The sequence below is a fragment of the Hoeflea sp. BAL378 genome, assembly GCF_000759435.1.
Classification (GTDB): Bacteria; Pseudomonadota; Alphaproteobacteria; order Rhizobiales; family Rhizobiaceae; genus Hoeflea.
In genome coordinates, this window is record NZ_JRJG01000003.1 from 112,488 (window position 1) to 139,234 (window position 26,747).

Below are 26,747 nucleotides of genomic sequence, written 5' to 3' on the forward strand. Positions count from 1 at the left end.
GGGCACTCCTTAGAAAAACACCGCCGACGTCTTCAGGACCGGGTTGTAGCTCCCACCCGTCTTCGATTGTAGTTGGCGCCGGCACACGGCCCGTTCTCAGATCCCATAATAAGCCCAGGTAGGTGCAAGCCCCAACTGCAGGTGCACATTTTGCACTCCCTGCACATTCTCGATGGCAACACGGATCGCGTTTTCTTCTGCCCGACTGTCTACCAAGCCACTCACGGATACTTTTCCGTTTTCAACCGAATAGTTAATGAGATTGGACCACGCGACTGGCACTTCCTTCAGCGCAGCGTCAATTCTGATACGCAATTCACGATCATCGTCTGACGGCTCAGGAAGTCCGCGTTGGTCAGCCCTGGACAGGGCGTGGAGCAGGTTTGCGCGGCTCACTATTCCGACCAGCAGGCCTCCACGCAACACCGGGACGCGCTTGATTCGATGTGTCTCAAGGAGTTTCGCAATTTCACTGACTGGCGTTTCTTCATCTACCGATAAGACTTTTCGCGTCATGACGTCCGCGACGTGTTGACTACGCAGTTTGACGAATTCCTCGACGTTTTCAGACGCTCGAGCGAAAATCTCGAGCCACCACGATCGGCGTACGTCGCCCGTATTGCGGACCCTTCGCATCAGATCCCCCTCGCTAATGAGGCCGATCACCTCTCCCTCAGCATCCAGCACAGGTAAGGCGCTGACGTGATGAGCGAGCATCAGACGCACTGCCTCCTCAACAGTTTCATTGGATGAGAGCGAGATCACCGTCGTTGTCATGATGTCTTTTGCGAGCATGTGGAATTTCCTTTTCAAGTTCGCGGCGGCGGTATTCCCCACCGTTATCAGCGCGGGCGGGGACAGGGCACACTGCATCCGAGCCGGACTTCGTTACTTTTTGGGGCGCTCCGCGACGATTGCGGTCCAAAATGCCTCTTGTAGCTTTAAGGACAAGCCGTCATGCGCCCGAAGCATCCTTGAAGGCGCCTTCTAGCGGGAGAGTTTCGAGCGCACATCAGACAGGCTCCTCCTGCCGGTTCAGAAGGTCCGGTTTTCGACCAGTCAGTAGTGTCAACGCGAAATCGACCGCAACGTCTTGGCGCAAACCAGCCAGCAAATAGGCACCGTCCCCCACATCGATCCCAAGCGATCCGGCAGCGGCGTCCAAGGTCTGGCCGCGTTCCTCGACGCTTTGAAACATTGCCCGTGCCAGGGGTGCATCGTCATAATTCGTGCATTTCGCACATCGGCACGCCATCTGGCTTACAAGCGCAGATAGTTCCGCATCGGTCGCACGCAAACTGCCTCGTTGCCGAATCCGAGCCTCTGTCTTCTGTCCCATCGAATACTCCTGCGTTGTCACCCAAAAGGCAGGTTCACATAGGGAGACGTCGCAGAGCGACTATTCTTACACGGTTGGGCGGATATGGTCGGACGGCTTGATTTCTGTAACGCAACTCGAGCCGTGTTCTTCGTTCTCGCAGCCTTCTGGCGCGCAATAACAGTCGTTGCGGGAAGTTTCGCAACACGTGCCGCAATGTACGACGAGTGCTTCGCGTAGCGCCATACGGGCCCGGTGCAAGCGCACGCCCAGCGCGTTATGGCTAATCTTCAAATCTGCAGCGACAGCAATGCGATCATCCTCACCAAAGTCGACCCGCTGGATCAATTGGGCATCGGTGGGGCGGAGATCCGAGATCAATCCACCCGGGCAAGTGCAAAGTTTGCCCAATTGTTCGGGGGCCTCTTGTATCCACGCCGCTGGCTCGCGGGCGACAGCGTCGGTCAAGCGGTTCAGCCGTTTCGACCTCCGGTAGTGATCGTTCAGGGTCGAGCGCAAAATGGCATAGAGCCAAGCATCCATACGATCTGCTTCGCGCAGTTGATCTTTGCGAGCGAGCACCCGAATGGAAAACTCTTGCAACACGTCCTCCGCATCGGCCCGATTGCCGAGACGTTTCATCAAAAAACCGAAGAATGCACTACGCCCTTCCAGCAAAGAATGCTCAGGTCCTGCATCCAGGTTCAATGTCTTAGCTTTTTCCTTTTTGACCATTATAATACCGTCTTTCGCATTTTGAGGCTTGTTACGACTCCGATTTATACCGCGAAATATGATTGCACATGACGGTTACACACAATGACCCAAGTCAAACGCAACAGGCACCTTGCTGAACTTAGATGCTTTGATGGAGCTCTCCTTCTCCCGTTCACGGGATCATAAATGGAAATTTCCAGCCACAATTAGTCGGATTCGGCAGGGCTACGTCATCTATTGATAGACAGGTTGAACGGTAGGATAGGCGGACTGGCACAGCCCACTATTATAGACCCGTGTTCGACTAATGCTGTTTCTACGTCAGGAAGACGAAGGGGCGACAACTTCATAACCCGCATCGCGGATTGCCATCGAGATCGCACGGTCGGTCAGAAAGCTTTCTACTGAAACAGTGTGCGAAGCTACCTCGCACAAAACGTTTGCTGTTGGGTCAATTGCCTTGATCGCATTTTCGATTGCTGCAGTGCAGTGTCCACAACTCATGCTTGGGATATAATAGCTCGTCATGTCTTTCTCCTTCATTCAACCCTTCACATGAGTGCTTCCAGTACGGGAAGGTCAAGGGCCAAATAAAATAATCTGACAGACTTGACCTTCCAGCGAGTGGAAGCTCTAGTTATGTTGCGAGCTATAAGGAGATCTTCATGCCCGCCACACAAAATCTGAGGCTTTCAGTCCAGAACATGTCATGCGCATCCTGCGTCGGGCGAGTCGAGCGCACGCTATTGGCTATCCCCGGTATTGAAGAGGTTAATGTGAACCTGGCGACCGAGACTGCACTGATCCGGCTTGGTTCTTCCGCGGTCATCCCAGATGTTGTCGAGGCGCTGGAACGAGCTGGTTATCCCGCCCGGACCCGGAGCATCCGCCTGAATGTGTCGTCCATGTCCTGCGCGTCGTGCGTGGGACGTGTGGACCAAGCACTTGCGGCAGTGTCCGGTGTGCTCAACGTAAACGTCAATCTCGCGACGGAGACCGCGAAAGTGACCGTTGCAGAGGGTGTGGTCGAATTGTCAGACTTGCTGAAGGCGGCCGCAGATGCAGGCTACCCTGCCCAGAGCGCAGACGACTCGGTGATCGAGGACCGCAGCACCCGCAAGGAAAGCGAGGCGCGGGAGTTTGCCAAAAGGACAGCGTTCGCTGCGGCAATCGCGCTTCCCGTCTTCTTGCTGGAAATGGGTGCGCATATTGTGCCGGGCATGCACGAACTTATCGGGCGAACGATCGGGCATCAAACCAGCTGGATGATCCAATTCGTTCTGACTACTATCGTACTTGCATGGCCTGGCCGCCATTTCTACACAGCAGGTTTTCCAGCCCTCCTGAAGGGCGCACCAGACATGAACAGCCTCGTCGCAATGGGAACTGGGGCAGCCTATCTCTATTCCATCGTCGCACTCTTTGCCCCCTCTTTGCTGCCCGATGGCACGCGGGCCGTCTATTTTGAGGCGGCAGCGGTGATAGTGGTGCTGATCCTACTGGGACGATGGATGGAGGCGCGCGCCAAGGGCCGAACCGGTGCTGCCATCCAGAAGCTAATGGGGTTGCAGGCACGGACAGCGCGGGCTCTTGTGGACGGCGAACCGCAGGACGTGCCCATCGAGAGGATTCGAACCGGTGACATTCTTGTGGTGCGCCCCGGTGAACGCATCGCAGTGGACGGCGAGGTGACCCAAGGCAGTGCCCATGTGGATGAAAGCATGATCACCGGGGAGCCGGTTCCTGCAAGCAAAGTACCCGGCGATCCCGTCACTGGTGGAACAGTCAACGGTGCCGGCAGCTTTCAGTTCCGCGCCACACGCGTTGGTGCCGACACGACGCTGGCGCAGATCATTCGAATGGTCGAGGAGGCCCAGGGGGCCAAACTGCCGATTCAGGGCATGGTGGATCGGATCACACTATGGTTCGTACCTGCGGTGATGGCGCTCGCAGCGTTCACGGTGCTGGTCTGGATGGTCGTCGGGCCGTCGCCCGCACTTTCCTACGCACTGGTGGCAGGCGTGTCTGTGCTGATCATCGCCTGTCCCTGCGCGATGGGCCTGGCCACGCCAACCTCGATCATGGTTGGAACCGGCCGCGCGGCGGAAATGGGAGTGCTGTTCCGCAAGGGCGATGCATTGCAACAATTGACCGGCGTGGACGTGGTCGCGCTCGACAAGACCGGCACGGTGACCGAGGGCCGCCCGGAATTGACCGACCTCGTGTTGGCCGATGGCTTCGAACACGGAGAGGTGTTGGCGTTGGTTGCGGCGGTCGAGGCACGCTCGGAACATCCTATCGCTGAAGCGATCGTACGCGCTGGGCGTGCCGAAGGGTCTGTTTCGCAGGACGTCCAAGGCTTCGAGTCCATCACGGGCTATGGTGTTCGGGCACGTGTTGCCGGTCGGGAGATTCTGGTCGGTGCGGATCGGCTGATGACCCGGGAGGGGCTTTCTGTTGGCGCACTCGCGGATGCCGAAACGCGCCTTGCCGTTAGTGGGCGAACGGCACTGTACGTCGCGGTGGACGGGCTGGTCGCCGCCGTGATCGGAGTTGCGGACCCTGTTAAACCGGCCAGCCGTGCAGCAGTCGCCGCCCTCCACAATCTGGGCCTGAAAGTCGCAATGATAACCGGTGACAAGCGCGAGACAGCAGAAGTCATTGCCCGCGAGACTGGCATCGATCACGTAATCGCCGGGGTGTTGCCCGACGGCAAGGTGGAAGCGTTGGACGAGCTACGCGGCGCCAAGATGCGGATTGCCTTTGTCGGGGACGGTATCAACGATGCGCCGGCATTGGCCCATGCGGACGTGGGCATCGCCATCGGTACAGGTACAGACGTTGCGATCGAGTCAGCCGACGTCGTCCTGATGTCAGGTGACCTGCGTGGCGTGGTCAATGCCTTTGAGATTTCCGACCGCACCATGCGCAACATCCGTCAGAATCTGTTTTGGGCTTTTGGATACAATGTTGCCCTCATTCCCTTAGCAGCAGGAGCGCTATTTCCCGTCTTTGGCTTGATGCTGTCACCGGTGCTGGCTGCCGGGGCGATGGCTCTCAGCTCGATCTTCGTGCTGACGAACGCTCTGCGCTTGCGTTGGGTCAGGCCGGCAATGGATGAATCCAATTTAATAGATTCAGGTGTTGAGAGGGCTGTCCCCGCTACCCTCGTTGTCGCTGAATACGGAGGAAAGGTGCAATGAATATCGGAGATGTCGCTATCCTGTCGGGGCTGCCTGCCAAGACGATCCGCTATTACGAGGATATAGGTCTCGTGAAGCCCTTGCGCAGTTCGAACGGCTATCGCACCTTCTGCGAAAGAGATGCACACAGGTTGGCCTTCCTGGGCCGCGCGCGTGCGCTTGGATTCAGTATAGAAGATTGCCGTAGTTTGCTTGCACTTTATGGAGATGAGAAGCGCGCCAGTGCCGAGGTCAAGGAGATCGCCGAGCAGCATCTCCAACGGATCGACAAAAAGATCGCAGAACTGACGGAAATGCGGGTGACGCTTTCGTTTCTTGTTGACGCCTGCACGGGTGATCATCGTCCGGATTGTCCAATACTAGCCGACCTGGCTATGAAACAAAGCGACGAGGAACAACCAAACCAATAAGCTTAAAAGGGGTCAGCAAAGTTGGCTTGGGTAGTCGTGTTTGCAGTACTGCTATTCGGATTGAGCGGGCTCGTCCATGTTCGCGCTATGAGCCTCGTGATGGCGGTCACCAAACAAATCTCTCTTTCGCGGTCTGGCAATCTTCTATTTGCCCTATATTCTCTGGCGACTGCCCACATCCTTGAAGCAGGACTCTACGCTGTTGGGTTCAACTTGGGCGAGATCATGGGCATCGGTGGTTTTGCTCAAGGGAATGTCAGTTCTTTTATGGATGTCTTCTATTTCTCCGTTGTCAATTACTCGTCATTGGGGCTTGGAGATATTTATCCCACGGGTCATTTGCGTTTTCTTGCAGGCATTGAAGCACTGAACGGCTTCCTGCTGATTAGTTGCTCGGCTTCCACCATCTTTCACGTCGTCACGAGAGATGCAGATTAAGAAGGCAACGCTTGTTGGCTTGTTTTTTTGGAACCTTCCAGCGCTGGAAGGTCGTTTATTCACTACCTTTTTGACAACCTAGTTGAAGGAGTGAGCTATGTCATATTGGAGATTCGCCGCGATGATCGCGACCTCGACGGTCGTGATGTTCGGATTAATGTACCTCAACACCTACCTTGTTTCCCACATTTTCTGGTCAGAGACCCGCGCCTACATGGCGCTTTTGATGGGCGCGGCAATGGCGATCATCATGCTGGGTTTCATGCTGTCGATGTACTCCAGAAAAGTGATCAATGCCGCAATCTTCGGTGCTGCGGTCATCGCGTTCTCCGCCTCTCTATGGCTGGTTCGTAGCCAGGTGACGGTTGGCGATACCAGCTATATGCGCGCAATGATCCCTCACCACTCGATCGCGATCATGACTTCGAGCCGCGCAAACATCTCTGATTCACGTGTTCGCAAGCTCGCTGACGAAATTATTTATGCGCAGGACAAAGAAATCGCGGAGATGCGCTATCTGATCAACAGTATTGAGACATCTGGCGATGTTCCTGAACAGGAGCAGCAGTCACGCGCTCAACTTGTCAGCCTTGAACGGGCGCTTTCAACAGCAGATGTCGCGGTGACCGATCCCGGTTTCCTGTTCGATACCGAGATTGCGGCATTGTTCCCGAACGGACCAGCTTGCACATTCAATTACACTACCGGAAGCCCGCCTGCGTTTGCCATAGGGGAAGTAGATGGACAAACCGTCGGCCTGGTTAAGCTCAGCGGTGATCTGGTCAGCATAGACGCAGCTTCACCCACTGAGTTCAGTATGGAAGGTATGGCGATTCGCATCGACGCCGCTGGAGACAACCCGGCCCCACTCGGCTCTATTGGAGCGGAGCCTGCCGAAGCTGACATGTCTCTGGAACTCGAAACCGGTCTGACCGCAGGCTACCGTGGCTTCTACAGTTGCGATAAATAATCGACATCGAAGGAGGCGTGAGATATGGCCTACACTACAGCGGAGACGGCAGTTCTTTACCGCATGGTAATGCCCGGGCATATCTGCCCCTACGGTCTCAAATCGAAGGACCTGTTGGAGCGAAAAGGATATAGAGTAGCGGACCATCATCTGACCACCCGCGACGAAACCGATGCCTTCTTGAATAAGGAAGGCGTCGGGACGACCCCCCAGACATGGATCGAGAATCAGCGGATTGGCGGATACGACGACCTGCGTGAATACTTCGGGAAGGCGCGGACAGACCAAGACGAGACCAGTTACCGACCTGTTATCGCAATCTTTTCGGTGGCCTTCCTGATGGCGCTTGGTCTGAGTTGGGCCATGTTCGGTTCGATACTGACATTGCGTGCACTGGAATGGTTCCTCGCGATCTCGATGTGCCTCCTAGCAATCCAGAAACTGCAGGATATCGAAAGCTTCTCAACGATGTTCCTCAACTACGACCTGCTCGCTCGTCGCTGGGTCCGGTACGGGTACATCTATCCATTCGTAGAAGCAGTTGCCGGAATTCTGATGCTAGCCGGTACCCTAATCTGGCTGTCAGCTCCTGCGGCGTTGTTTATCGGAACAGTTGGCGCAGTATCTGTCATCAAAGCGGTCTATTTCGACCGGCGTGAACTCAAATGTGCCTGTGTAGGAGGGAGCAGCAATGTGCCGCTAGGCTTCGTATCGCTGACCGAAAATCTTATGATGATGTTGATGGGAGTCTGGATGCCGTTCAAGACATTTTTGCTTGGCTGGCAGTAACTTTGTAGTCAACCTGCACAAACTGGCTGTGAAAGTCGCCATGATAACCGGGGACAAGCGTGAGACCGCGTAATCGCCGGGGGTGTTGCCCGACGGCAAGATGGAAACGTTAGACGAGCTAGGCGGCGCCAAGATGCGGGTTACCTTTGTCGGGGACGGTATCAACGATGCACCGGTATTGTCCCATGCGGACGTGGGCTTCGTCATCGGTACAGGTACAGACGTTGCGATCGAACCAGCCGACGTCGTCCTGATGTCTGGTGACCTGTGTGGCGTGGTAAATGCCTTTGAGATTTCCGACCGCAGCATGCGCAACATCCGTCAAAATCTTTTTTGGACTTCAGCAGTATCAATGTGAAAGAAGCCGATGGGGTAGCGCTTAAACTTCTGGCGCTTCGGCTTGTCCCCCTCGATTTCAGGCAGGCGAGAGATGCCATGCCGCTGCAGGCAGCCCCTCTCGGCGGCGCTACACTTGCCTGCCGGGCCATGGATGCAGCGCCGATCGCGTCAGATGCGGGATCGACGACTACAGGGCGTAATAACAATCGTCCAGCGGTAACAGCGTTTGGCGACGGAACGCCACGATTGCCGCTTCTTCGGCTTCGGTCAGGACCGTTGAGCGAGGTTCTTTCGGGCCAGTCTTCATATCCTCAATCGTCGTCCGCTTCCGCCATTTCGCAACGGTCTTGGGGTTAATACCCAGCTCCCGGCTCAGCTGAGCGCGCGAAGTTTGCGATCGCTGTATTGCAGCTCTGACGGCGTGCGTGGTCGTGGCGCTCCCGTGACGAACTTGTCACATAACGTTTCCTTCCATTCCTTCGAAAGGATCGCACCATCAAACCATGGGATCAAACGCCTAGTGATTTTACGACGCGCTCGACAACAGCGCGTAGGCTCAAGCCTTGAATGACGACGGTAAAGAGAACGAGTGCATATGTGGCGGCGAGAATGACGGATTTTTCGGCGACCTCCGGAATTGAAAGCGCGAGTGCAATGGAAATGCCACCCCGCAACCCTCCCCACGTCAGAACAGGAATTGTACCCCGTATGAAAGTATAGTTCGCACTCAATGCAATCACCGGAATGGCTACGGCTAGCAGGCGAGCACACAGGACGAGTGGTACCGCCAACGCGACCAACCAACTGAAAGACGGGTCGAGGCGGAGAACGAGCACTTCAAGGCCGATAAGAAGAAAAAGCACCGAATTGAGTATCTCATCGATGAGCGTCCAGAACCCAAAGAGATACTGCTCTGTCTGGTCGCTCATCGCATCTTGTGGGCCGCGATTGCCAATAAGGACACCGGCCACGACGACTGCAATGGGACCGCTCATTTGAAGTTTGGCCGCAAGTGTATAAGTGCCGGCTACCAGCGCAAGCGAGATCAGGACTTCGATCGGATAATCGTCGATCGCACGCATTGCCCTGTAGGCAATGTAGCCGGTGGCAAGCCCGAGCACAGCGCCTCCCAATGCCTCGATGAAGAAAAGTTCGCTGATCTCAATGACATCGACACCGCCGCCGGCGGCTCCGATTGCGGTCGCCATGAGGACGGTAAATATTACGACTCCGACTCCATCGTTGAACAGCGATTCGCCGATCATTTCTGCCTTGAGTATCTCGGGAACACGAACTGTCTTAAGAGTTGACAGGACCGCCACCGGATCGGTTGGACTGATAAGTGCGCCAAACACCAAGGCCCACGAAAGGGCAACGGGAACGCCAAGCGCCCCTGCTGCAAACCAGAAGCCGACACCGATAATCCCTGTGGAGACCAAGACCCCCACCGTTGCCATCGAGCCAACAACCCAGGCACGGTCACGCAGCTGAGCGAGATCGACATGCAAAGCGCCCGCAAACAACAGAAATGCTAGCATGCCGTCCAGCACCGTTTTCTGAAAGTCGATTTGCCGGATGATCCCAGCGAGATTTTCGTATGGAAGCACTCCCGGAAAAATGAGTTCGACACAAATTAGACCGAGCGACGCCACCGGTCCCATGACGAGCAGGCCGATCGTGTGCGGCAGACGAATGAGGCGGTGATTGATCCAAGCGAACGTTGCCGTCAGCACTAAAGCGTATCGCATCTATTCCGCCTCATAGCCTGCGGCCTTGAAGAAATTTTGGCATTCGGTGATGGAGAAGAGGCCTACGATTTCGCCGAGCGCCGAGCTGATGGCGTCAAAGCTGCGAGCGGCGTGCTTTCGCAGCAGCGCCTTAAGTTTGGAAAATGCCATCTCGATGGGATTGAGGTCGGGGCTGTAGGGCGGCAGGAAGAGGAGCCAAGCTCCTTTGGCCCTGACCAATTGCTCGGCCCGCTCGCTTTTGTGGAAGGCGACATTGTCGAGAATGACGATGTCGCCTTTTGACAGGGTTGGAGCCAGTTGGGTTTCGACCCAGGTTTCGAAGATCCGTTGGTTCATCGGCGCGTTGACGATCCATGGCGCGGTCAGTCCGTGACTGCGCAAGCCGGCGATGAAGGTCTGCGTTTTCCACGCGCCGAACGGCGTATAGGCGTTGAAGCGCTGACCTTTGGCTGACCATCCTGTGCGTTTGGTCAGTTTGGTGTTGGTCGATGTTTCATCGATAAAAATCAGCCGCGCCAATGCCTTGTCGAAGAAGCGCCGGCGTCGCTTGATCCAAAGATCACGGGCGTTGGCGATCTCCGGTCGCAATTGTTCGCTTGCCTTGAGGCTTTTTTTTATGGCTCAGCCCAAGCCGATTGAGAAACCGGCCAACGGTCGAGCGATGCACATCAACACCGCGCCCGGCGAGTTCGACGCAGAGTTCATCGAGTGTCACTTCGCCATTCGCAGCGACACGGGCGCCAATCCATTCGCCATGCGGCGTCAGCTTGCCGCCCAGCGGATGCCCCTGCCTTTGAGGTGCAAGCGAGCCGGTGGCACGATGCAGGATCATCATGTTGTTGACAAACCTCGGAGACACCCGGAAATGCCGAGCCGCCTCACGATGGCTGTTGCCTTCTTCTACAAACCCAACGACACGCGCACGCAACTCAACCGGATGCGGCTTACCCATGGCGGTTCTCCTTCCATGGGCAGAGTGAATCACAAATCATTCCGTCCGGGAATCCCGAATCTCAAAAGCTGCGACACGCTTTAGGAACACTGCAATCAAATCGTAAATCGTCATCATGATGAAAAATATCCAAGAAGGTGAGTTCTGCGGTGAAGCAATACAATTTCCTTTTGAGGTAGTCGTGTTTGGGTTTGTGTACGACGCACAAAACCGATGGTGTAGGCCAATTCTGGGCTGGTGATGGTAATTTGTTCACTCAGTTATGCACATCGCATCCTGCTCGACGCTTGGATACGGCGCCCTTTCCGAGCGTCGAAAACAAACGAACGTATAGGCAATGACGTCGTTGAAGAACTAATCGGTGTCGCGCCTTTTAATCGGGCCCCTGTCATAGATTTCAGTATGACACTGTCCGTGTTTGCGATAACTGGCTTTGTGTGGGCAGGTGACATTGTCAGCATCCTCACGCTCCGATCCGCAATGTCTTTCGCCATCCAGCCTTCTGGCTCGTTGCTAGTTCGGGGCGTCACTTGGTCAGGAATTCACCGCCCGTACTGAAGAACGGGCGGCTCTCCCAATTCGAATGTTATCCTGAGTACGGCCTTGTGAGGGATTAAGGCAGCACAACCATCTGGTGGCCCTCGCCGGAAACTGCGATTTCGCCGATAACCGCGAGATCGATCTGGTTGATGATCCAAATCTTGGGTTCGTCGCGGCTCGATACGTAAATCTTGCCAGTGCCGTCGATCGTTGTCAGATGATACGGAGCGGGCGACAATGAAGCGGTTCGCATCGCACCGGATTGCAGATCGATGGCGACAAGCTTGTCTTCGCTCTTTCCGCTGACGAAGAGCGTGCTCCCGTCGTCCGACAAGTCGAGCCCGTGCAACTCTCCTCCAATCTCGAATGAGCGTAGAATGGCACCATCGGACACAGCAATCTCATGGATTTTGCCGATATCTGCGTCGGCCACATATAGCGTTGCCCCGTCGTCGGAGATGACCACATGCTCGGGAGCTGTACCAACAAGCAAATTGCGCCTGACAAATCCCTTCTCGACATCGACTTCACTGATTGTGCCGTTGCCTGAATTCGTTACGAAAACCGAAGCGCTGTCTTCGGAAAATACGGCATAATTCGGTGCCGATCCAGTTGGAACAAAGGCCTTGAAAACCAAGGTTTCGAGATCGATTATGCTTATCCCGTCACCTGATGGATGAGTAGCTGCAGCGTAACGACCGTCGGGCGAAACAGCAGTATGATGGACCGCGCCGGGCACTTCGATCCGACGCAGTATCTCACCAGACTTTGCGTCGAGGATGGTCAGAATACTGATCGCGGCATCCTTGGGCATCGCCCCCGCTGCGGGTTTGGCGTGATGGGCCGCATGTTCGTCCTCCGACACGCCTTCTGGCTTAGCGAGTGCCGTGGCTTCGGTGCCTTCGACCTCAGAATAGCTACCGGCGACGAGATACCGAACACCAGGCGCACCAGAAAGGCCGTGAATGGCATCCAAGCCGGTGATCCTGCGTTCGACCGTGCCAGTGTCTGTATCGACGACGATGATTTGATCCGCGCTGCCATCAGCAATGTAGACCGTCGCGGCCGTCGCTGATGCCGAAGTCAGGAGAACGGCGAGGATTGCCGAAAGAGAGAGCTTCAAAGGTGACGTCATAGTTGAGTTCCTTTTGTTGTGCTTTGCATCAACGTGCCCAACGGGCAGAGAAATAATTGAATAGCGGCGCGAATATCAGCGCGACGAACCAGCCATAGGCAAAGGCCTCCACTCCGCCGAGCAGAAAGCTTGACCAAGTCAACCAAGAGAAACCGGGAAGCAGTTTCAGCCACGTCTGGTACATGGCCTGTCCGGGGAAGATGAGATCGAAGCCGACACACAGCGCAAACGTCACCACGAGAAAAATGCCCAAGCTCATGCCGAGTACTGCGACTGGGATATGTGGTGGACGGTTCACGGACAGAGGCACGCCTGCCCGGTGAGGTTGATCAGATCTGGTCAGATTAGCCATCAGCTTGCTCCCTCATGTCTAGGCTGGCTGGAACAGCTGCAGCGAGGTAGGAATCTGGCGCGGCCTCGAAGCGCTCGCGGCATTCCCGAGAGCAGAAGTAGTAGACGTGGCCGTCATGGACGGCCGATTTTGCGGTTCGGGTCTGAACGGTAATTCCGCACACGGGGTCAGTGTCAGTCTCCGGGGCAGTCCAGCGAGCATCGCTCGCCGAGCCGCTGGGCTCGCCGCGGCTTGCTCCTGACTTGCCGTGACCCATGACGTGAGAGCCACAGCCAAACCTCATCATGATGAATATGAGGCCGGCCCAAAAGAGAAAATAGATTATGGATTCCATTGCATGCTCCATGCGCAATATTGAATGCGCCTTCGCCGTTTTCGGTTATGTCCGAACCGGGCCTGGTCCAAAGCAGGTGACTGGGGATGGCGAACAGGGGTTGGTGAGCGTTTAGACTCTACCCCAAATATCTAATGCCATTCCGTTCGCCGCCATGCTCGCGTGGGAAAAGTTGAACTGCCAAAAGTGGCAGACACCTCAACTCACGCCGCTGGAACAAGCTCAGCCGGAAGAACGAATTCGTCGCGTCAGGAAATTTTGGGAGGGGGGGCAGGAAACGGGGAAAACTGTTGCTTTGTGAATGCCTGGGTGGAAAAGATTTGGCCGACCGCGCCACCTTTATGGCTCCCCACTTCGCACGGCAAGATCGCCGCGGAATGGCAATGCATTTGATCAGTGCACTGTGATGCTTGCGACGACATATCACGTGTGGTGTTTCCAGAGTCAGGCACGTGCGTCGTAACTACAACCGTCTGCATGCCGGAGAACTCACTGGCATGAGATTGGTGCAGGGAAATGGCGGAGAAATACAGAGCCACGACGACCGCAAGCGTCAGGGCTTGCCAGCTGAGCTGGCTTCCTTGCAGACTGCGATTTCGATGTATTTGCACGTTATCAAATCCCTACTGAGCGTCATTATTATCACATCGAATCCCATGCCTTCATTGACATGGGTCAAGTTGGTATCAAGGCTATGATGTTTACCGGCCTGCAATTTGCGACACGTTGTGGTGTATGCCCGCAAGCCAGCCGCGGCCGAGCCCTGCAGAACGTTCAAGCCGCATTCCTGGTTTTCGCTGGGAAGAAAGACAAACATAAAGCGTATGTGAGCCAGGTCACACGGCAACCAGAGTTCGGTGTTGTAAAATTTTGTGCTCATTGGATTTCGTTTGGGAGCATCCCAGAGTTGTCCACCTGTACAGGCATCATGGCATTGCCCAATTAGGAAGGCGTCGAACCACACGTGGTTCTCCCTCACTGCGTGATCTGCAGCAAACTACCAATAACGTTCATGGATGGCCCTGGGTCGACGGCACTGAAACGCGTCTCACGTTAAAGCGGTATCCCGCGCTGAGAATGTCATTCTCCGGGCGTGTGGGGATCCGCCAGCGCAGCATCCGGTCGACTGACCGGCACGTTTTTCAATGATGCTGTCTGGGCAAGCACCTCTGCGCCGCGGCTTTTGAGAAGCTTTCGGAAGCTTGGATGCATGCCGCCATCCGAATATGCATGGGCCGATATAACCGTCCCGGAGGCAAGTATTGCTTCCATCTTGCGTTCATCTGAAACGCGCCGAGCAGCTACGACATCGTTCTCCGCGCTCAGCAGCGGTGGACATGAAGCAAGCGGGTTGCGAGGATTTCCACCCTCAAAGGTCGCGTCGAAGACATACCGTCTGCCGCAATAGGACAACTGGGGTTGCCGGCCTGTGACCTCCAAAATGTCATAGCCCTGTTTCAGGTTTGTCCAAAAATCGAAATTAGGATCATTTCGATTTCGCGCCATGTTCTCGGGCGTCATCCGGAATGGAAAAGCCTGCACCTGAAAGGAAGACTGTCCGCCCCTGATGGCTTCACGCACGATCGCATAGATTTGCGCGACGCCAGCGTCCGTGAGCGCGTAGCATCCTGCCGATGTACAGGCGCCATGAACCATCAAGGCGTCGCCGGTGTAGCCGAGTGCGCTTTCCAGCTTGTTTGGGTAGCCGAGATTGAAAGAGAGATAATATTGCGAGTTGGGATTCAGCATACCGGCGGAGACATGGTAAAACCCTTCTGGAGCTTGCCGATCTCCTTCCTTGGTCTTTGGGCCGAGCTTGCCGGACCAGCGACACATGGGAAAGGTCTTCAAAAGCGCGTACCGCCCAGTACGGTCACGTTTCCAGATCTCGAGCTCGCTCTCATCCTTGAAGATCCGGACCAGTATGGGATCAGCCGGGGTCATCTTGCGTTTTTTCATATCGCTGACGAGGTTGGCGGCAATCGGTTGATTTGCCTTGTTGTCGACATCAAGAACCGTCGATACGCAAGCTGTCATAGACACGGCCAATGCGAGCAAGATCGAAGTGTTGAGCAGCTTTTGAAACAAATTCATCTCTGTCCCTTGTGGATCGGAGAGCTGGCGCAGCCGTCGCCGTTGAGAGCGCGATGTTGCTTTTCATGTAAACAGCGTAGCAGATTTGTTCATCTGCGTGGGTAACGAAAATTTGAAACGCGTGGATGGGTACGCGACTGACGTAGCAGGAGTGCAAGTCGAGGCCGACCTGAATGTGTGCAAGCGCGACCAAACCTTTTAGTCCCGCTTGCATGTGAATGTGTACGGTTTCGTTTCGCGGACTTCGGCATGAAGGATCAAATCGCTGAAACAACCTCCTGAAGCATCTTCCGGACCTGGCCGGCGACTTCGCCGAGTTCCTGATTGTTGATCCCGGTCATCGAGATCACCGGATCGACCGCCGACACTTCCACACCTTCGGCTGTCTCCCGCACAATCACGTTGCACGGAAGCATGGCCCCGACTTTCGGCTCCATTCCGATGGCCTGCCAGGCCATGTTCGGATTGCAGGCACCAAGGATGCGATACCCCGGCAGGTTCTTGTCAATTTTCTTCTTCATTGTCGCCTTGACGTCGATTTCGGTCAGGACCCCAAAGCCGGCTGCAGCCAAGGCAGCACGCGTGCGGGCGTCGATATCTTCGATATCAGCTCCGGGAAATATTTTGTCTATAGTGTAGTTCATCTGATTGCTATCCTTTCGCACAGGCTTCATTTTCTCAGATACTTGATCAGCGCGACGATCGCGAGGCCGACAAGGACCAGGATCAGAATCATCCAAAGCCCGCCGAATCCCATGCCATATCCGTTCATCATTCATTCAATCCCTTGTTATGAAGTGGCGAAGGCGTTGCCTCCGCCACTTGTTCGTTCAATCGACACAACGCTCAATTGTCCTGTTTTGTTTCGCTCTGCGCGTCGTTCTGCATCATGCTCCCCGGTTGCTCGCCGTCCATCATGCCGCCGTCCTGACCTGGCATATTGCCCGAACGCATCATCATCATCCGCTTCATCCTGTCTGCGGGCGCTGCAAATTCCTCGGAAGTGACTTGCCCGTCTCCATCCGCGTCAAAGGCTTGAAAGCGGTCGACCGTATGTTCCCTGATATGGGCGGCGTGAAGCGTTTCGAATTCGGCGAGCGACAGCATTCCATTGCCGTCTGCGTCGTAGGTTTTCAGCTCGTCAAGCAGACCAGTGCGAAGTTCCTCGGGCGAGACTGTTCCGTCGTCATTGGCGTCGAACAAGCGTTGCATATGGTCGGTGTCACCCATCATCGATCCGCCCATGCCCATCATTCCCGCGCCCATGCCGCCGGTTTCGCCATCCATGCCCATCATGCCCGATTGTCCACCGTGCATCATCTTCATCATGCGCATCATGGATCCCATGTCGCCGTTCATCATTCCTTGCATCATGTTGGCGTTGCCACCCGCCATGGGCGAGGAACCGGAATTCGACGTTGCTTGCCGTTGGCCATGGCCGTGATCGGAATCGGCGAACGCGAGATTCGGCAAAGCGGCCGAAATGAGCAGCGCTGTTGCGATGGTCGTGAACTTGTACATCTTACAATCTCCTGGTTGGTTGCACATTCAGTATATGGGCATAAAGAACCCAATCTGAATGGATTGCATCCACCGGTTTGTACCGGCATGTCGCAGGATGCGGGTTCTGTTACATTCGGTGACAAAACAATCACTGACGCATTGTGTCGGTTTTCGATAGAAGAGCTCATGTCCGATGCTCCGCACATTCTCGTCGTCGACGATCACAAGGAAATCCGTGAAAGCGTAAAGCGCTTTCTTGAGAAGAACGGCATGCGCGCCGGCACCGCCAGGGATGCGCATGATGCCGAAGCAAAACTTGCCATCGGCAATTATGACTTGATGGTGCTGGATGTCATGATGCCCGGCGAAAGCGGCCTTTCCCTGTGCCAGCGGCTGTCCGCCGAGCGCGCGTTGCCAATCATCATGCTGACAGCGCTGGGCGATGACACGGACCGGATCGTCGGGCTCGAAATCGGAGCCGATGACTATCTTGCGAAACCGTTCAATCCGCGGGAGTTGCTGGCCCGGATCAAGGCGGTTCTTCGACGTTCGGAACGGAAGGAAAAGCTTGCGGGCGGCTTCGCGGGAAAGCGGCTTCGTTTTGCCCACCTCGTGCTTGATTCCGACAGCCGGGTGCTGGCGGACGAATCCGGAAACGAAACGCGCTTGACGAGCGCAGACTTCAAGCTGCTGATCGTACTGCTGGAGCGCGCGCGAGTGGTTCTGAGCCGCGAGCAGCTTCTGGACCTCACGGCTGGCCGTTCAGCCGGGCCGTTGGACCGCACCATCGACAACCAGATCAGCCGCCTCAGGCGCAAGATCGAACCCGATATTCTTCAGCCAAAGATCATTGCGACCGTCAGAAACGGCGGCTATTGCCTGTCGGCGGACGTGGAGGTGTTGGGTTGAGTTGGGGGCCGTTGACAAGCCTCAGGGCTCAACTCGTGCTTCTTGTTGTCGCCGCGCTTGTCGCCGCACAAGTCGTGAGCCTGTGGTTGTTTGTCGATGAGAGGAGCCTCGCGGTTCGGGCTGCGCTCGGCTTCGAAGCCGCAGGCCGCGCCGCAAACGTGGCGAGACTAATTGAAGAGGCGCCGGACAATCTCCAGGACTCGATCCTGCGCGCGGCCAATTCTCCGCTTGTCCGATTTGACCTGTCGGGTGAAGCGACAGCCGGAAATTCAGACGGCTCGGATGGTGGTCTGATCGAATCCCGAGTGCGTGCGCTTCTGGGTGGCAGTTACAGCGGTGACATCCGTGTCGAATTGCATGCAATCGAGGGCCAAATCCTGCCAATGCCGCACCTTTCAGCTGAAATGGCTGAGATGCATCGGAAAATGATGCATGGCGCGGTCTTTGCGCTTGAAATGAACCTGTCTATCGCGCTTTCTGACGGACGTTGGCTCAATGTCGGCACACGGTTCGAGCGCCCGCCCTTCCAGTGGCCGTTTTACTCCATGCTGACATTTATTCTGACCGCGACGATTATCCTGATCGCTGTTTTCTGGTTTCTCATGACACGCTTTACCGGTCCGTTGAGGCGGCTGGTCGGCGCGGTGGACAGGCTGGGACGGGGCGAAGAGATTTCTGAATTGCCCGCCGTGGGCCCGAGCGAAGTCCGGGAGCTTACCTCGACCTTCAACAGAATGCAGGATCGCCTGACCCGGTTTGTGGCCGACCGAACACGATTACTGGCTTCGTTGGGACACGATCTCAGGTCTCCCCTGACGGCGATGCGTGTCCGCGCCGAGATGGTCGACGACGAGGAAACACGAAACAGCCTGGTGGCCTCGGTCGAGGAAATGCAGACCATGGTCGAGGAAACGCTAACCTTCGCCCGTGGAATGGCAGCATCCGAAGCCTCCGAATCTGTCGACATTGGCGCCCTGCTCGAAGACCTGAGAACGGGCTCCCCAGCTCCATTCCTCCTGGATAGCGGCCCGCCGATAAGTGTTCGCATCCGCCCGACCGCAATGCGCCGAGCGCTTCGCAACGTGATCGAAAACGCCGTGCGTTACAGTGGAAACGCACGCGTGGCATATTCAGTTCGTGACGGCCATCTCATGATCACGGTCGAAGATGACGGGCCGGGCATCCCGGAAACCGAGCTTGAACGGGTTTTCGATCCGTTTTTCAGGCTCGAACAATCGAGGTCGTTGGACACCGGTGGTCACGGGCTCGGTCTGTCAATAGCTCGTACAATCATCACGGCGCATGGTGGTGATATCTGGTTGGTCAATCGGGAGGAGGGTGGGTTGTGCGCCTCGATCTTGATCCCGCTGGAGGGAACTTCGCAAGAAGCTGTTGAGGACAATCGTGCGCAGTGGATCAATTCTTCGGTTTGAGCAGTTGGTTCGCCGTCTTCTCTCCATCCCGCTGGAGGGCCTGCGATGGGATTTCTTGTTGGATTGTATCATACTGAATGACGTGGCCAATACGAACGAAGCAGTTCGGAATTAGGAACGAATGTAGTTGGTCTTTTGATGGTTTTGCTGACCCCCTATCGACTTTATGGGTAGAGCGATTGGGAACTTTCTGGCTTGACCTTCCTGTCGGTGGAACCGCTATCAGTGGCAAATGGACGACCGAAACAAAGATCGTTAGGTCGATTGCCGAGATCTGTAATCACGGCAATCCGCGTTCTGTTCAGACGTCGGCCGGGAATACAGGTGGGAGAAGACCTTGGTGATATGTTTATTGGTATGGGCGCCCGATGCGAGAGTTCTCTCGCGAAGGCGCGTTGGAACTGCGCAAGTTTGGCTTCACACTAAGGTAACGTATCTTCTGGAACCTGAAGAATGATGATCAATCGACACCGTTCCATCATCAGGGCAGCGTTTTTTGTATCTGAGGCTCCGTTTCCGTCGTCGGATGAGACCCGAGCAGACGACGGAAATAGCCTCTGTCGCCAACAATCCAGGAAAATGGCTCTGCCATTGCTACATGCTTGAACATGCTACTGCAGGCATGACGACCTGGTTCACGGTTGCGTGATGGCCACGTTCTTGTGGTTTTCTTTAACGTTTTCGGGTAATTGGGTAAATATGCGCAGTTTCATCATCTCGGTTGTTTTCTTGCTGTTTACAAACGGCGAACTCGTGGCCTCGACGCAGAGTGCGCAAACTGCAGATGCAGTTGGCCAGATGATGACCATGCAAAGCCTACCCGATGCCGTCATGATGAATTGCTGTGAGAAGACCGCCAGCATGATGGGCCATGGGCACATGAATTGTGGTATGGACTGCCATTACCTTGCACCCCATATCGTTTCAGGTCCCCGGCGGACAGGCCCGGTGAAAGTAAGTACATATCCGGTCTTGCCCACGTCTTCGGTCGAAGTCCACCTCATGAGACCCCCCATCGTGTCCTGATCACGGATAGCCGCGCCAACGGGCGCTTCCGGAATTTGATCAGTCACGAGGTAGTCATGATCTCCAAACGAAAATTCATGTTGGGCTTTGCTGCTTTGGCATTGATGCCAGCATCCCAGGCTCACGCGCATGTAAAGCCATTCAAGCTGGATCCGAAGTTCGAGCCACAATCAGTGGCGTTCTCGGGATATTCGCCCGGCACGGTTATTGTCGACCCCCGCAACCACTTTCTCTACTTGCAGTTGAGCAATGGAATGGCGCGCCGCTACGGCGTGGGCGTTGGCAAAGCGGGCCTTACTTTCAAAGGGACTGCCAACATAGCTCGCAAGGCAAAATGGCCGAGCTGGACGCCGACCAAGAATATGATCCGGCGCCAACCCGGCAAGTACGCCAAATATGCCAAAGGTGTCCCCGGCGGTCCAGGTAATCCGCTCGGATCGCGTGCGCTTTATCTCTACAAGAACGGGCGCGACACCTACTATCGCATCCACGGCACGACACAGCCGTCGTCCATAGGGCGCTCAGTCTCCAACGGCTGTATTCGCATGATCAATGTACATGTCGAAGACCTTTATGAAAGGGTGCCTGTCGGCGCACAGGTGGTGGTTTTGTGATGCATCAGCAAACACACAAACCTTCACCGTACTACGGCGCCTCCAGCGTCCCTCGGATCCAAACATGCGGCGTCGGCAAATCCGATTCGGGCACCCCGGTAAGTGGATAAAATTCACAAGCTGGTTGTCCATGGTCGCGGTTGCCGGACTGATCCTTTTTGCGGTGCCGTAGGAAACTCCATTTGTGGAAATGCTGTGACGCTTGCTGCTTTGGACCTATGCCCCGGTGCTCACCTGTTCATGCCCAAAACCGAGGGCCATGCTTGTCATGCCCAATCTCTCACGAATACGAAAGACATCTGAAATGACCAAAATTCTCACATCATTAGCCGGCGTGTTTGCCATTGGGCTTTCCATAACGGCCACGTTTGCATTCGCCGAAACACCCGATACTGACAGCCAGATCATCGTGTTCAAGTCGCCATGGTGCGGGTGCTGTCAAGCCTGGGTTGAAGCCATGGAACAGGCTGGCTACGACGTCAAGACGACAGACGTCGAGGACCTGACGGCGATCAAGACGCGGGCCGGCGTGCCCGGCAATCTTGAGGCCTGCCATACTGCGATGATCGGCGGCGAAACCAAATACGTGCTTGAAGGTCACGTGCCCATCCAGGCGGTCGAAAAGCTGATGACCGAACGACCCGATATCCGGGGAGTTTCGACCCCGGGCATGCCGATGGGGTCACTCGGCATGGGCGATGACCCAGAGGCAAACTACACGGTATATGCATTCACTGGTCGATCCGGTGAAGAACCTGCGGTTTACTTCGAGGTTGGCAAACAATGAACCGGCGCCAATTCATTACGGGGGCGGGAAGTCTGTCGGCTTTGACCTTGCAAGGATGTTCGACAACTGAAACACTGCAGACGACGCCAGAGCCGCAAGGGCCACCGCCTGCCTATCTTGCCATGTACGGACCGATGCCGGGTGAAAGGTTTCCCATTCCAGCGGTAGACCTGACAAAAGTACCGGAAAAATTTTGGCGTAGACAGGTCGATTACGTCGGCCCGCACCCAGTCGGGACTGTCGTGGTCAACACAAACACGTTCTACCTTCATCTTGTCCAGGAAGGCGGCAAGGCTATGCGCTATGGGGTTGGCCTTGGCCGGGAAGGCTTTGAATGGTCGGGCGAGGGCCGCATACAATGGAAGCAGCAGTGGCCAAAATGGACGCCGCCCGCGGAGATGATCGCGCGGAAACCGGAGCTGGAGCAATGGAGCGCGGACAATGGTGGCATGCCACCTGGGCTCGATAACCCTTTGGGTGCACGCGCGCTCTACATCTTCCAGAATGGTGAAGACACGCTCTACCGTATCCATGGCTCCCCCGAATACTGGACGATTGGAAAGGCGGTATCGAGCGGCTGCGTCCGGCTGATAAACCAGGACATCATTGACCTATACAACCGCGTGCCTTCGGGCTCTCGGTTGATCGTGGTGTGAGACGGCCATGCGTAAGAAATCTTTGTATGTCACGGCCTTTGCCACAATCGCGGGGTTAGTAGTCGTCGCGATTGTTGTGATGGTGCAACAGGATGAAGTAAGAGCGGGTCTTCTTAGACCAGAGGACCAGCGGGTCTTGGCATTAGGGAAAACCTTGTATGCCGCAAATTGCGCATCCTGCCATGGTGTGAAATTGGAGGGGCAAGTCGAGGATTGGCGTTCGCCGGGTCCCGACGGCCTGATGCCGGCGCCGCCCCATGACGAGACGGGCCATACTTGGCATCACACGGATCAAATTCTCTTCGAGATCACAAAGTACGGAATTGTAGCTGCAGCAAATCTGAAGAACTACACTTCGGCAATGCCGGTCTATGAAGGAGTGCTCACCGATGCAGAAATCATCGCAGTGCTTTCCTACATCAAGAGCACATGGCCGGACGAAATCCGCCGCGGACATGATGAGATGAATACGCGCTATGCCCTGGAACCAAAATGACCAGTTCGAAGCGTTTGGCTTGGGTGGATCTGGCAAAGGGCATGTCGATAATCTTGGTCGTGATGATGTATGCGGCCTACAACACCGGTACACATACCGGTAGCGTCGGTTTCCTTCATTACGTTATCGCGTTCGCGACGCCCTTTCGCATGCCGGAATTCTTCCTCATTTCCGGCCTGTTTCTTTCGACCGTGATTGCACGTCCCTGGCAGCGATACGCTGATCGCCGTTTTGTACATTACATGTATTTCTATGTTTTGTGGGCGTTCATCATGATCGCTTTGAAGGTGGGCATTTTCGCTCGCGATCCGATCGCCATGGTGGCGGATCTTGCCCGCGCCATTGTCTAGCCCTATGGCGTGCTGTGGTTTGTCTACATGCTCGGCTTGTTTGCCATAGCCGCAAAGCTGCTTTGGCAATTCCGGACTCCGCACTGGCTTGTGATTGCTGTTGCGACGGGTTTGCAGATCGCTTCGATCAACGTTTCAAGTTACATTGTGACGCAATTCACCGCCTATTTCGTATTTTTCTACATTGGTTATGCATTCGCTGCGCAGATTTTCAGGGTGGCGGGCTGGGTAGCCGAAAACCGGGGGAAAGGAATTGCGGCGCTTGTTGCCTGGTTAATTGTCAACGGACTTTTGGTGTTTCTGCCAAGTTTCGAACTGATGCCGGGCGAAACTCGCATGGGATTTGCTGCATTTCCACCGCTGCATTTCCTGCTTGGTGTTGCGGGCGCGGTGGCGCTTTGTGCCTTCAGTGTGGTCTTGATGGATCGGCCGTATACAGGCTGGTTGCGATGGATCGGCGGGGCATTCGCTTGTCGTCTATCTTGCTTTCACCATTCCCATGTCGGTTTTTCGCGAGATAGCGATGAATACCGGACTGATCACGCAGACCGGACCGCTCAGCTTAGCGGTCTTCGTGGTAGCCCTGACAACTCCGATCATGCTCTATTTCGCTATCGGCTTGACCGGTTTCGGCCACTTCCTGTTCGAGCGCCCGGGATGGGCTCGCATCAAATCTGAGTAGGTCCGGCGAAACGTATTTAGGGTGCTGAAAGATTCGAAACGGATGGTGAGGGGTCAGCCTGGTTAGCCCACCCAGTGCAGCGGTAAGCCCTGCCAGCAGCGCCGATGCCGTGCGCTTCTGGCAATCAAATTCGGGTTCACCATGCAGCCACGATACTGTGGATTCTGGCCTCCAGAAGTCGCCTCAACGTGTTGCCGCAATTCTCGATTGATCCGCTTTGAACAAGCATCAGTGCTCGCGATGACCGCATCAAACACGCACCCTGTATCAAACAACCGATGCGGGAAATAGACTCACAGGTGCTGTCCAAAATTGGCACCTCTCACCTCGTCTAGAAGGTGTCAGTTCGTTTTCACGCGAAATCTTGCGTGGCAGGAAGTGCAGGTTTGAAGCATCATATGAAAGGCGTGTTCGGCGGGCATTGACGAAATTTCTGTGGTGGGGTCAACTTTCTTGCCGAATGGTCCGAGGCCTATAACGTCTCCCGCTCTCATCCGCATGTCCGGGGTCAACGCATCAGGATGGCTCTCAGCGGCAGAAGCGAGGGAATTCGCATATATACCAAGGTCATTCGCCAATGCGACGAACTTTGCGTGCTCGATCATGATGCTCGAACTGGCCTCTGAACCGGCGACAACGGGATTGCCCTCGAAGTGGGCAACCAGGGCACCGCCAGATTTCTTATATATCGTTTCCGCGGCTACCTTGAACAAACTGGAATCGTATGAACTGCTGTCCTTGAACATACCATCGATCAGCTTCGCTGCCGCGGCCATCGACTTCATGTCTGCCTGTCGCGCGGCGACTGTGTTTTCAGTCTCTTTAACATGATCCGTGGCCCGAGCGGTGAAATTCGCCAGAGTGATCATGGATATCAATACCGTACAAAACTTCAAGTACATGCAGGGCCTCTTTCGGGACAGAGGTGTAACGTTAAACACGGCTCTAATTTCATGTCAAAAAAATCGCGATCCAAGGTCAGGCTCAAAACAGTGCTTACTTCGGTTTTTTTGTCTCTGGCTTTTGAGGGTGCCACAGAAAGGACAGTTTTCTGTAATCATGTCCGCTTCATGGAACTCGTTTTGATGGCCTGGGACGCTCCCAAATGCTAACAAAACGTTAATAAAATAAAGTAAATTCAATGGCTTGATGCCGGTTCGGTTTAGAGCTATATGTTGGACATGAGTGTGATGTATCGAATCATATGCAGAAAACTGCTGGTTCTCATCAGGTTGGCGATCATCGTGTCGCTGGCCAGTTACTCGTTGTCAAATTCTGCCGTAGCCTTACACATCGGTCCATCGGACGACCATCAAACAAGTGTATCTCAGGTGGTGGATGCCCCGTTCGTGTCGGACAATAGCTACAGCGACGTCACCGCGGATAACGAAGATTCAAAGTTCGCAAAGCAGGAATGCAGCGATGGCTCCTGCACAGGCTTCGTGCTCGTGACGTTTCAGAATGACTCCAGCGGCCCGGTTGTATCGACCGACCGCGAGTTTATAGACGAACACGGCTTCGTCGGCGAATTGCCCGGCCTTCACCGCCCCCCCCCAATATCTAAGTAGGATTACCCGTTTTGCGGGTCTGAACGTGCGTATTCAAGCATGATTTGCTGGTTGCGCCGTTGATACCCCCACTCGGATCACACTAGGAAATCTCATTTCCGGTGACTGCAGAGCCGTTCTTTACAAGCGGATGCAGAACCAAATTGCCCCTGAAGTCATCACCTTGGACTGACTCCCGGACGATTCCAGGGCGCTGATGCAACGCGCAAATCACACATGAGCCGTTAAGGCACGGCTGATCTACCTCCCAAGCACCGAAGGATCAAACAATGAAAACTGTAACACTCGCATTCCTCTTCGCCGTTCTGGCCTCTCCAGCGCTCGCCGCGGGTACGCATTCAGACGGTCATGCGGACGCCATAGCTATTGGTGAGCCTGGCAAGAAGGCCAAAGCCACCCAGACAATCCGGGTCACCATGAAAGAGACTGACGACGGCCAAATGATTTTCACCCCAAACGACTTCAAAGTCCGCAAGGGGCAGACCGTTGTTTTTGCCATCAAGAATATAGGCGAACTGGAACACGAATTCGTGCTCGACCAGGAAGAGAAGGTCATGGAGCACAAAGCCATGATGGCAAAATTTCCGGAGATGGAACATGACGATCCCAATGCCATCCGTCTGGAACCGGGCAAGACCGGCGAGATAGTCTGGAAGTTCACAAATGACGGTGCGTTCAAGATCGCCTGTCTCATTCCGGGCCATTTCGAATCCGGAATGCATGGCAACGTCATTGTTGCCAAGAAATAGGACCCGGAACAAAAGTATCCCGGCAAAAGCAACCTCCCAAAGGAAACAGATATGAAAACAGTTGTCAAAATTGCATCAGCTGCCATCCTCACTCTCGGCCTCGCTTCGGGCGCACTGGCAGTCGAATATACAAAGGGCGTGGTCAAGAAGGTCGACGCCAAGGCCAAGAAGGTCACGCTCATCCATGAGGAACTGAAAAATCTCGACATGCCGGCCATGACAATGGTGTTCCGAATCAAGGACGACACCTTGCTGGCCAAACTGAAGCAAGGTGCAAACGTCGAATTCGTTGCCGACCGGGTCGAGGGCAAGCTGACGGTTGTCGAACTGAAATAGAGTGCATCTGTGCGGCCCAACCTCGAACTTGGGCCGCTCGTGACATCGGTGCATTCCCTGCCGATCTAATACTCAAACTGAAGCCAATCAGGACTGAAAGCGTGTAGCCACCCCAGCGGTCGACTTCCCGTCTTTCAGCTTCTGGCGGAGCTGTGACCGCCCCGTCAGACATGATTAACCAACCAACGTCCCAGAAAGGACCATACCATGACAAAATTTCTTATCACTCTAGGCCTGACACTCGCAGCCGCCACCGGCGCATTTGCGCAGTCCTCAGCGCTCGACGCCTATCAGGCTCC

33 protein-coding genes and 2 pseudogenes are annotated in these 26,747 nt (G+C 55.2%); 18 read left to right on the forward strand and 17 right to left on the reverse strand.

Going from position 1 to position 26,747, the window contains the following annotated elements; all coding sequences use genetic code 11:
* Positions 1–96: 96 nt before the first annotated feature.
* The 4 genes from LL06_RS01640 to LL06_RS26715 all read right to left on the reverse strand — a co-directional run bounded on the left by LL06_RS01640 (position 97) and on the right by LL06_RS26715 (position 2,563).
* The gene (locus tag LL06_RS01640) at positions 97–795 is read right to left on the reverse strand and encodes a CBS domain-containing protein (protein WP_035521355.1); all 699 of its coding nucleotides are present in this window, start codon (positions 793–795) and stop codon (positions 97–99) included.
* 217 nt (positions 796–1,012) lie between these two features.
* Positions 1,013–1,339, reverse strand: a complete 327-nt coding sequence (locus tag LL06_RS01650) for a hypothetical protein (RefSeq protein ID WP_035521358.1) — start codon at positions 1,337–1,339, stop codon at positions 1,013–1,015.
* 66 nt (positions 1,340–1,405) lie between these two features.
* A complete protein-coding gene (locus LL06_RS26710) occupies positions 1,406–2,053 on the reverse strand; it encodes a sigma factor (protein ID WP_081963581.1) in 648 nt (215 codons plus the stop codon).
* A 303-nt stretch (positions 2,054–2,356) separates the two neighbouring features.
* Complete coding sequence (locus LL06_RS26715) at positions 2,357–2,563, reverse strand: heavy-metal-associated domain-containing protein (protein WP_081963586.1); 207 nt, start codon at positions 2,561–2,563, stop codon at positions 2,357–2,359.
* A 137-nt stretch (positions 2,564–2,700) separates the two neighbouring features.
* Here LL06_RS26715 and LL06_RS01660 point away from each other — a divergent pair, with 137 nt between their 5' ends.
* From LL06_RS01660 to LL06_RS01685, 6 genes and pseudogenes are all read left to right on the forward strand, one after another.
* A complete protein-coding gene (locus LL06_RS01660) occupies positions 2,701–5,238 on the forward strand; it encodes a heavy metal translocating P-type ATPase (protein ID WP_052161103.1) in 2,538 nt (845 codons plus the stop codon).
* Positions 5,235–5,648, forward strand: coding sequence for a Cu(I)-responsive transcriptional regulator (cueR, locus tag LL06_RS01665; protein WP_035521362.1), 414 nt, complete (start codon positions 5,235–5,237; stop codon positions 5,646–5,648). The genes LL06_RS01660 and cueR overlap by 4 nt, the downstream gene beginning before the upstream one ends.
* A gap of 99 nt (positions 5,649–5,747) precedes the next feature.
* On the forward strand, positions 5,748–6,086 hold the full coding sequence (locus LL06_RS01670) for a potassium channel family protein (RefSeq protein ID WP_244447008.1): 339 nt from the start codon (positions 5,748–5,750) through the stop codon (positions 6,084–6,086).
* Positions 6,087–6,207: 121 nt separating this feature from the next.
* Entirely contained in the window at positions 6,208–7,056 is an 849-nt protein-coding gene (locus LL06_RS01675; protein ID WP_244447009.1) for a DUF6692 family protein, read from the forward strand.
* A 24-nt stretch (positions 7,057–7,080) separates the two neighbouring features.
* Positions 7,081–7,845, forward strand: a complete 765-nt coding sequence (locus LL06_RS01680; RefSeq protein WP_035521368.1) for a glutaredoxin family protein — start codon at positions 7,081–7,083, stop codon at positions 7,843–7,845.
* A 13-nt stretch (positions 7,846–7,858) separates the two neighbouring features.
* Positions 7,859–8,182: pseudogene (locus tag LL06_RS01685) on the forward strand (HAD-IC family P-type ATPase); the annotation flags it as partial.
* Here LL06_RS01685 and LL06_RS28145 read toward each other — a convergent pair.
* The 11 genes and pseudogenes from LL06_RS28145 to LL06_RS01735 all read right to left on the reverse strand — a co-directional run.
* Positions 8,179–8,590: pseudogene (locus tag LL06_RS28145) on the reverse strand (IS481 family transposase); the annotation flags it as partial. The pseudogenes LL06_RS01685 and LL06_RS28145 sit on opposite strands and share 4 nt — an antisense overlap.
* Before the next feature lie 103 nt (positions 8,591–8,693).
* Positions 8,694–9,932, reverse strand: a complete 1,239-nt coding sequence (locus tag LL06_RS01690; RefSeq protein ID WP_035521371.1) for a sodium:proton antiporter — start codon at positions 9,930–9,932, stop codon at positions 8,694–8,696.
* Complete coding sequence (locus tag LL06_RS28150) at positions 9,933–10,520, reverse strand: IS630 family transposase (protein WP_244447010.1); 588 nt, start codon at positions 10,518–10,520, stop codon at positions 9,933–9,935.
* Positions 10,492–10,884: a transposase gene (locus LL06_RS28155; RefSeq protein ID WP_244447011.1), complete on the reverse strand. Its 393-nt coding sequence runs from the start codon at positions 10,882–10,884 to the stop codon at positions 10,492–10,494. Before LL06_RS28155 ends, LL06_RS28150 begins: the two co-directional genes overlap by 29 nt.
* 613 nt (positions 10,885–11,497) lie before the next feature.
* A complete protein-coding gene (locus LL06_RS01705) occupies positions 11,498–12,559 on the reverse strand; it encodes a YncE family protein (protein ID WP_035521375.1) in 1,062 nt (353 codons plus the stop codon).
* Positions 12,560–12,587: 28 nt separating this feature from the next.
* The gene (locus tag LL06_RS01710) at positions 12,588–12,911 is read right to left on the reverse strand and encodes a DUF5676 family membrane protein (RefSeq protein WP_081963582.1); all 324 of its coding nucleotides are present in this window, start codon (positions 12,909–12,911) and stop codon (positions 12,588–12,590) included.
* Positions 12,904–13,257, reverse strand: coding sequence for a YHS domain-containing protein (locus tag LL06_RS01715; RefSeq protein WP_345775665.1), 354 nt, complete (start codon positions 13,255–13,257; stop codon positions 12,904–12,906). Before LL06_RS01715 ends, LL06_RS01710 begins: the two co-directional genes overlap by 8 nt.
* 541 nt (positions 13,258–13,798) lie before the next feature.
* A complete protein-coding gene (locus tag LL06_RS01720; RefSeq protein WP_152599457.1) occupies positions 13,799–14,209 on the reverse strand; it encodes a hypothetical protein in 411 nt (136 codons plus the stop codon).
* 116 nt (positions 14,210–14,325) lie between these two features.
* Positions 14,326–15,339, reverse strand: coding sequence for a murein L,D-transpeptidase family protein (locus tag LL06_RS01725; RefSeq protein ID WP_052161104.1), 1,014 nt, complete (start codon positions 15,337–15,339; stop codon positions 14,326–14,328).
* 257 nt (positions 15,340–15,596) lie between these two features.
* Positions 15,597–15,983, reverse strand: coding sequence for a DUF302 domain-containing protein (locus LL06_RS01730; RefSeq protein ID WP_035521382.1), 387 nt, complete (start codon positions 15,981–15,983; stop codon positions 15,597–15,599).
* A 202-nt stretch (positions 15,984–16,185) separates the two neighbouring features.
* Positions 16,186–16,860 carry an EF-hand domain-containing protein gene (locus LL06_RS01735; protein ID WP_201772286.1) on the reverse strand — a complete coding sequence of 225 codons (675 nt, stop codon included), beginning with the start codon at positions 16,858–16,860 and terminating at the stop codon, positions 16,186–16,188.
* Between the two features lie 168 nt (positions 16,861–17,028).
* Between LL06_RS01735 and LL06_RS01740 the strand changes: the two genes are divergently transcribed.
* From LL06_RS01740 to LL06_RS26730, 3 genes are all read left to right on the forward strand, one after another.
* Entirely contained in the window at positions 17,029–17,751 is a 723-nt protein-coding gene (locus tag LL06_RS01740) for a response regulator (protein ID WP_035521384.1), read from the forward strand.
* A gap of 35 nt (positions 17,752–17,786) precedes the next feature.
* Positions 17,787–19,184: an ATP-binding protein gene (locus LL06_RS01745; protein ID WP_244447012.1), complete on the forward strand. Its 1,398-nt coding sequence runs from the start codon at positions 17,787–17,789 to the stop codon at positions 19,182–19,184.
* 526 nt (positions 19,185–19,710) lie between these two features.
* Positions 19,711–19,833: a multicopper oxidase domain-containing protein gene (locus tag LL06_RS26730; protein WP_081963583.1), complete on the forward strand. Its 123-nt coding sequence runs from the start codon at positions 19,711–19,713 to the stop codon at positions 19,831–19,833.
* Here LL06_RS26730 and LL06_RS27885 read toward each other — a convergent pair.
* The gene (locus LL06_RS27885; RefSeq protein WP_162473523.1) at positions 19,820–19,993 is read right to left on the reverse strand and encodes a hypothetical protein; all 174 of its coding nucleotides are present in this window, start codon (positions 19,991–19,993) and stop codon (positions 19,820–19,822) included. The two genes, LL06_RS26730 and LL06_RS27885, sit on opposite strands and share 14 nt — an antisense overlap.
* A 321-nt stretch (positions 19,994–20,314) precedes the next feature.
* Here LL06_RS27885 and LL06_RS01755 point away from each other — a divergent pair, with 321 nt between their 5' ends.
* From LL06_RS01755 to LL06_RS28165, 6 genes are all read left to right on the forward strand, one after another.
* Positions 20,315–20,824 carry a L,D-transpeptidase gene (locus LL06_RS01755; RefSeq protein WP_244447016.1) on the forward strand — a complete coding sequence of 170 codons (510 nt, stop codon included), beginning with the start codon at positions 20,315–20,317 and terminating at the stop codon, positions 20,822–20,824.
* Positions 20,825–21,128: 304 nt separating this feature from the next.
* On the forward strand, positions 21,129–21,611 hold the full coding sequence (locus LL06_RS01760; RefSeq protein WP_035521392.1) for a DUF411 domain-containing protein: 483 nt from the start codon (positions 21,129–21,131) through the stop codon (positions 21,609–21,611).
* A gap of 122 nt (positions 21,612–21,733) precedes the next feature.
* Positions 21,734–22,267: a L,D-transpeptidase gene (locus LL06_RS01765; RefSeq protein WP_345775666.1), complete on the forward strand. Its 534-nt coding sequence runs from the start codon at positions 21,734–21,736 to the stop codon at positions 22,265–22,267.
* Between the two features lie 7 nt (positions 22,268–22,274).
* A complete protein-coding gene (locus tag LL06_RS01770) occupies positions 22,275–22,763 on the forward strand; it encodes a cytochrome c (protein ID WP_035521394.1) in 489 nt (162 codons plus the stop codon).
* Positions 22,760–23,113 carry an acyltransferase family protein gene (locus LL06_RS28160; RefSeq protein WP_052161105.1) on the forward strand — a complete coding sequence of 118 codons (354 nt, stop codon included), beginning with the start codon at positions 22,760–22,762 and terminating at the stop codon, positions 23,111–23,113. Before LL06_RS01770 ends, LL06_RS28160 begins: the two co-directional genes overlap by 4 nt.
* 27 nt (positions 23,114–23,140) lie before the next feature.
* Entirely contained in the window at positions 23,141–23,791 is a 651-nt protein-coding gene (locus LL06_RS28165; protein WP_244447013.1) for a hypothetical protein, read from the forward strand.
* A 345-nt stretch (positions 23,792–24,136) separates the two neighbouring features.
* On the opposite strand, the gene LL06_RS01780 is transcribed toward LL06_RS28165, so the two are convergent.
* Positions 24,137–24,664 carry a cytochrome c gene (locus tag LL06_RS01780; protein WP_052161107.1) on the reverse strand — a complete coding sequence of 176 codons (528 nt, stop codon included), beginning with the start codon at positions 24,662–24,664 and terminating at the stop codon, positions 24,137–24,139.
* 318 nt (positions 24,665–24,982) lie between these two features.
* Between LL06_RS01780 and LL06_RS01785 the strand changes: the two genes are divergently transcribed.
* The 3 genes from LL06_RS01785 to LL06_RS01795 all read left to right on the forward strand — a co-directional run bounded on the left by LL06_RS01785 (position 24,983) and on the right by LL06_RS01795 (position 26,448).
* Entirely contained in the window at positions 24,983–25,363 is a 381-nt protein-coding gene (locus LL06_RS01785; protein ID WP_152599458.1) for a hypothetical protein, read from the forward strand.
* Positions 25,364–25,632: 269 nt separating this feature from the next.
* Positions 25,633–26,112 (forward strand): plastocyanin/azurin family copper-binding protein, encoded by a 480-nt coding sequence (locus tag LL06_RS01790; RefSeq protein ID WP_035521396.1) that lies wholly within the window; start codon positions 25,633–25,635, stop codon positions 26,110–26,112.
* Positions 26,113–26,163: 51 nt separating this feature from the next.
* Positions 26,164–26,448, forward strand: coding sequence for a copper-binding protein (locus tag LL06_RS01795; RefSeq protein WP_035521398.1), 285 nt, complete (start codon positions 26,164–26,166; stop codon positions 26,446–26,448).
* Positions 26,449–26,747: the final 299 nt, after the last annotated feature.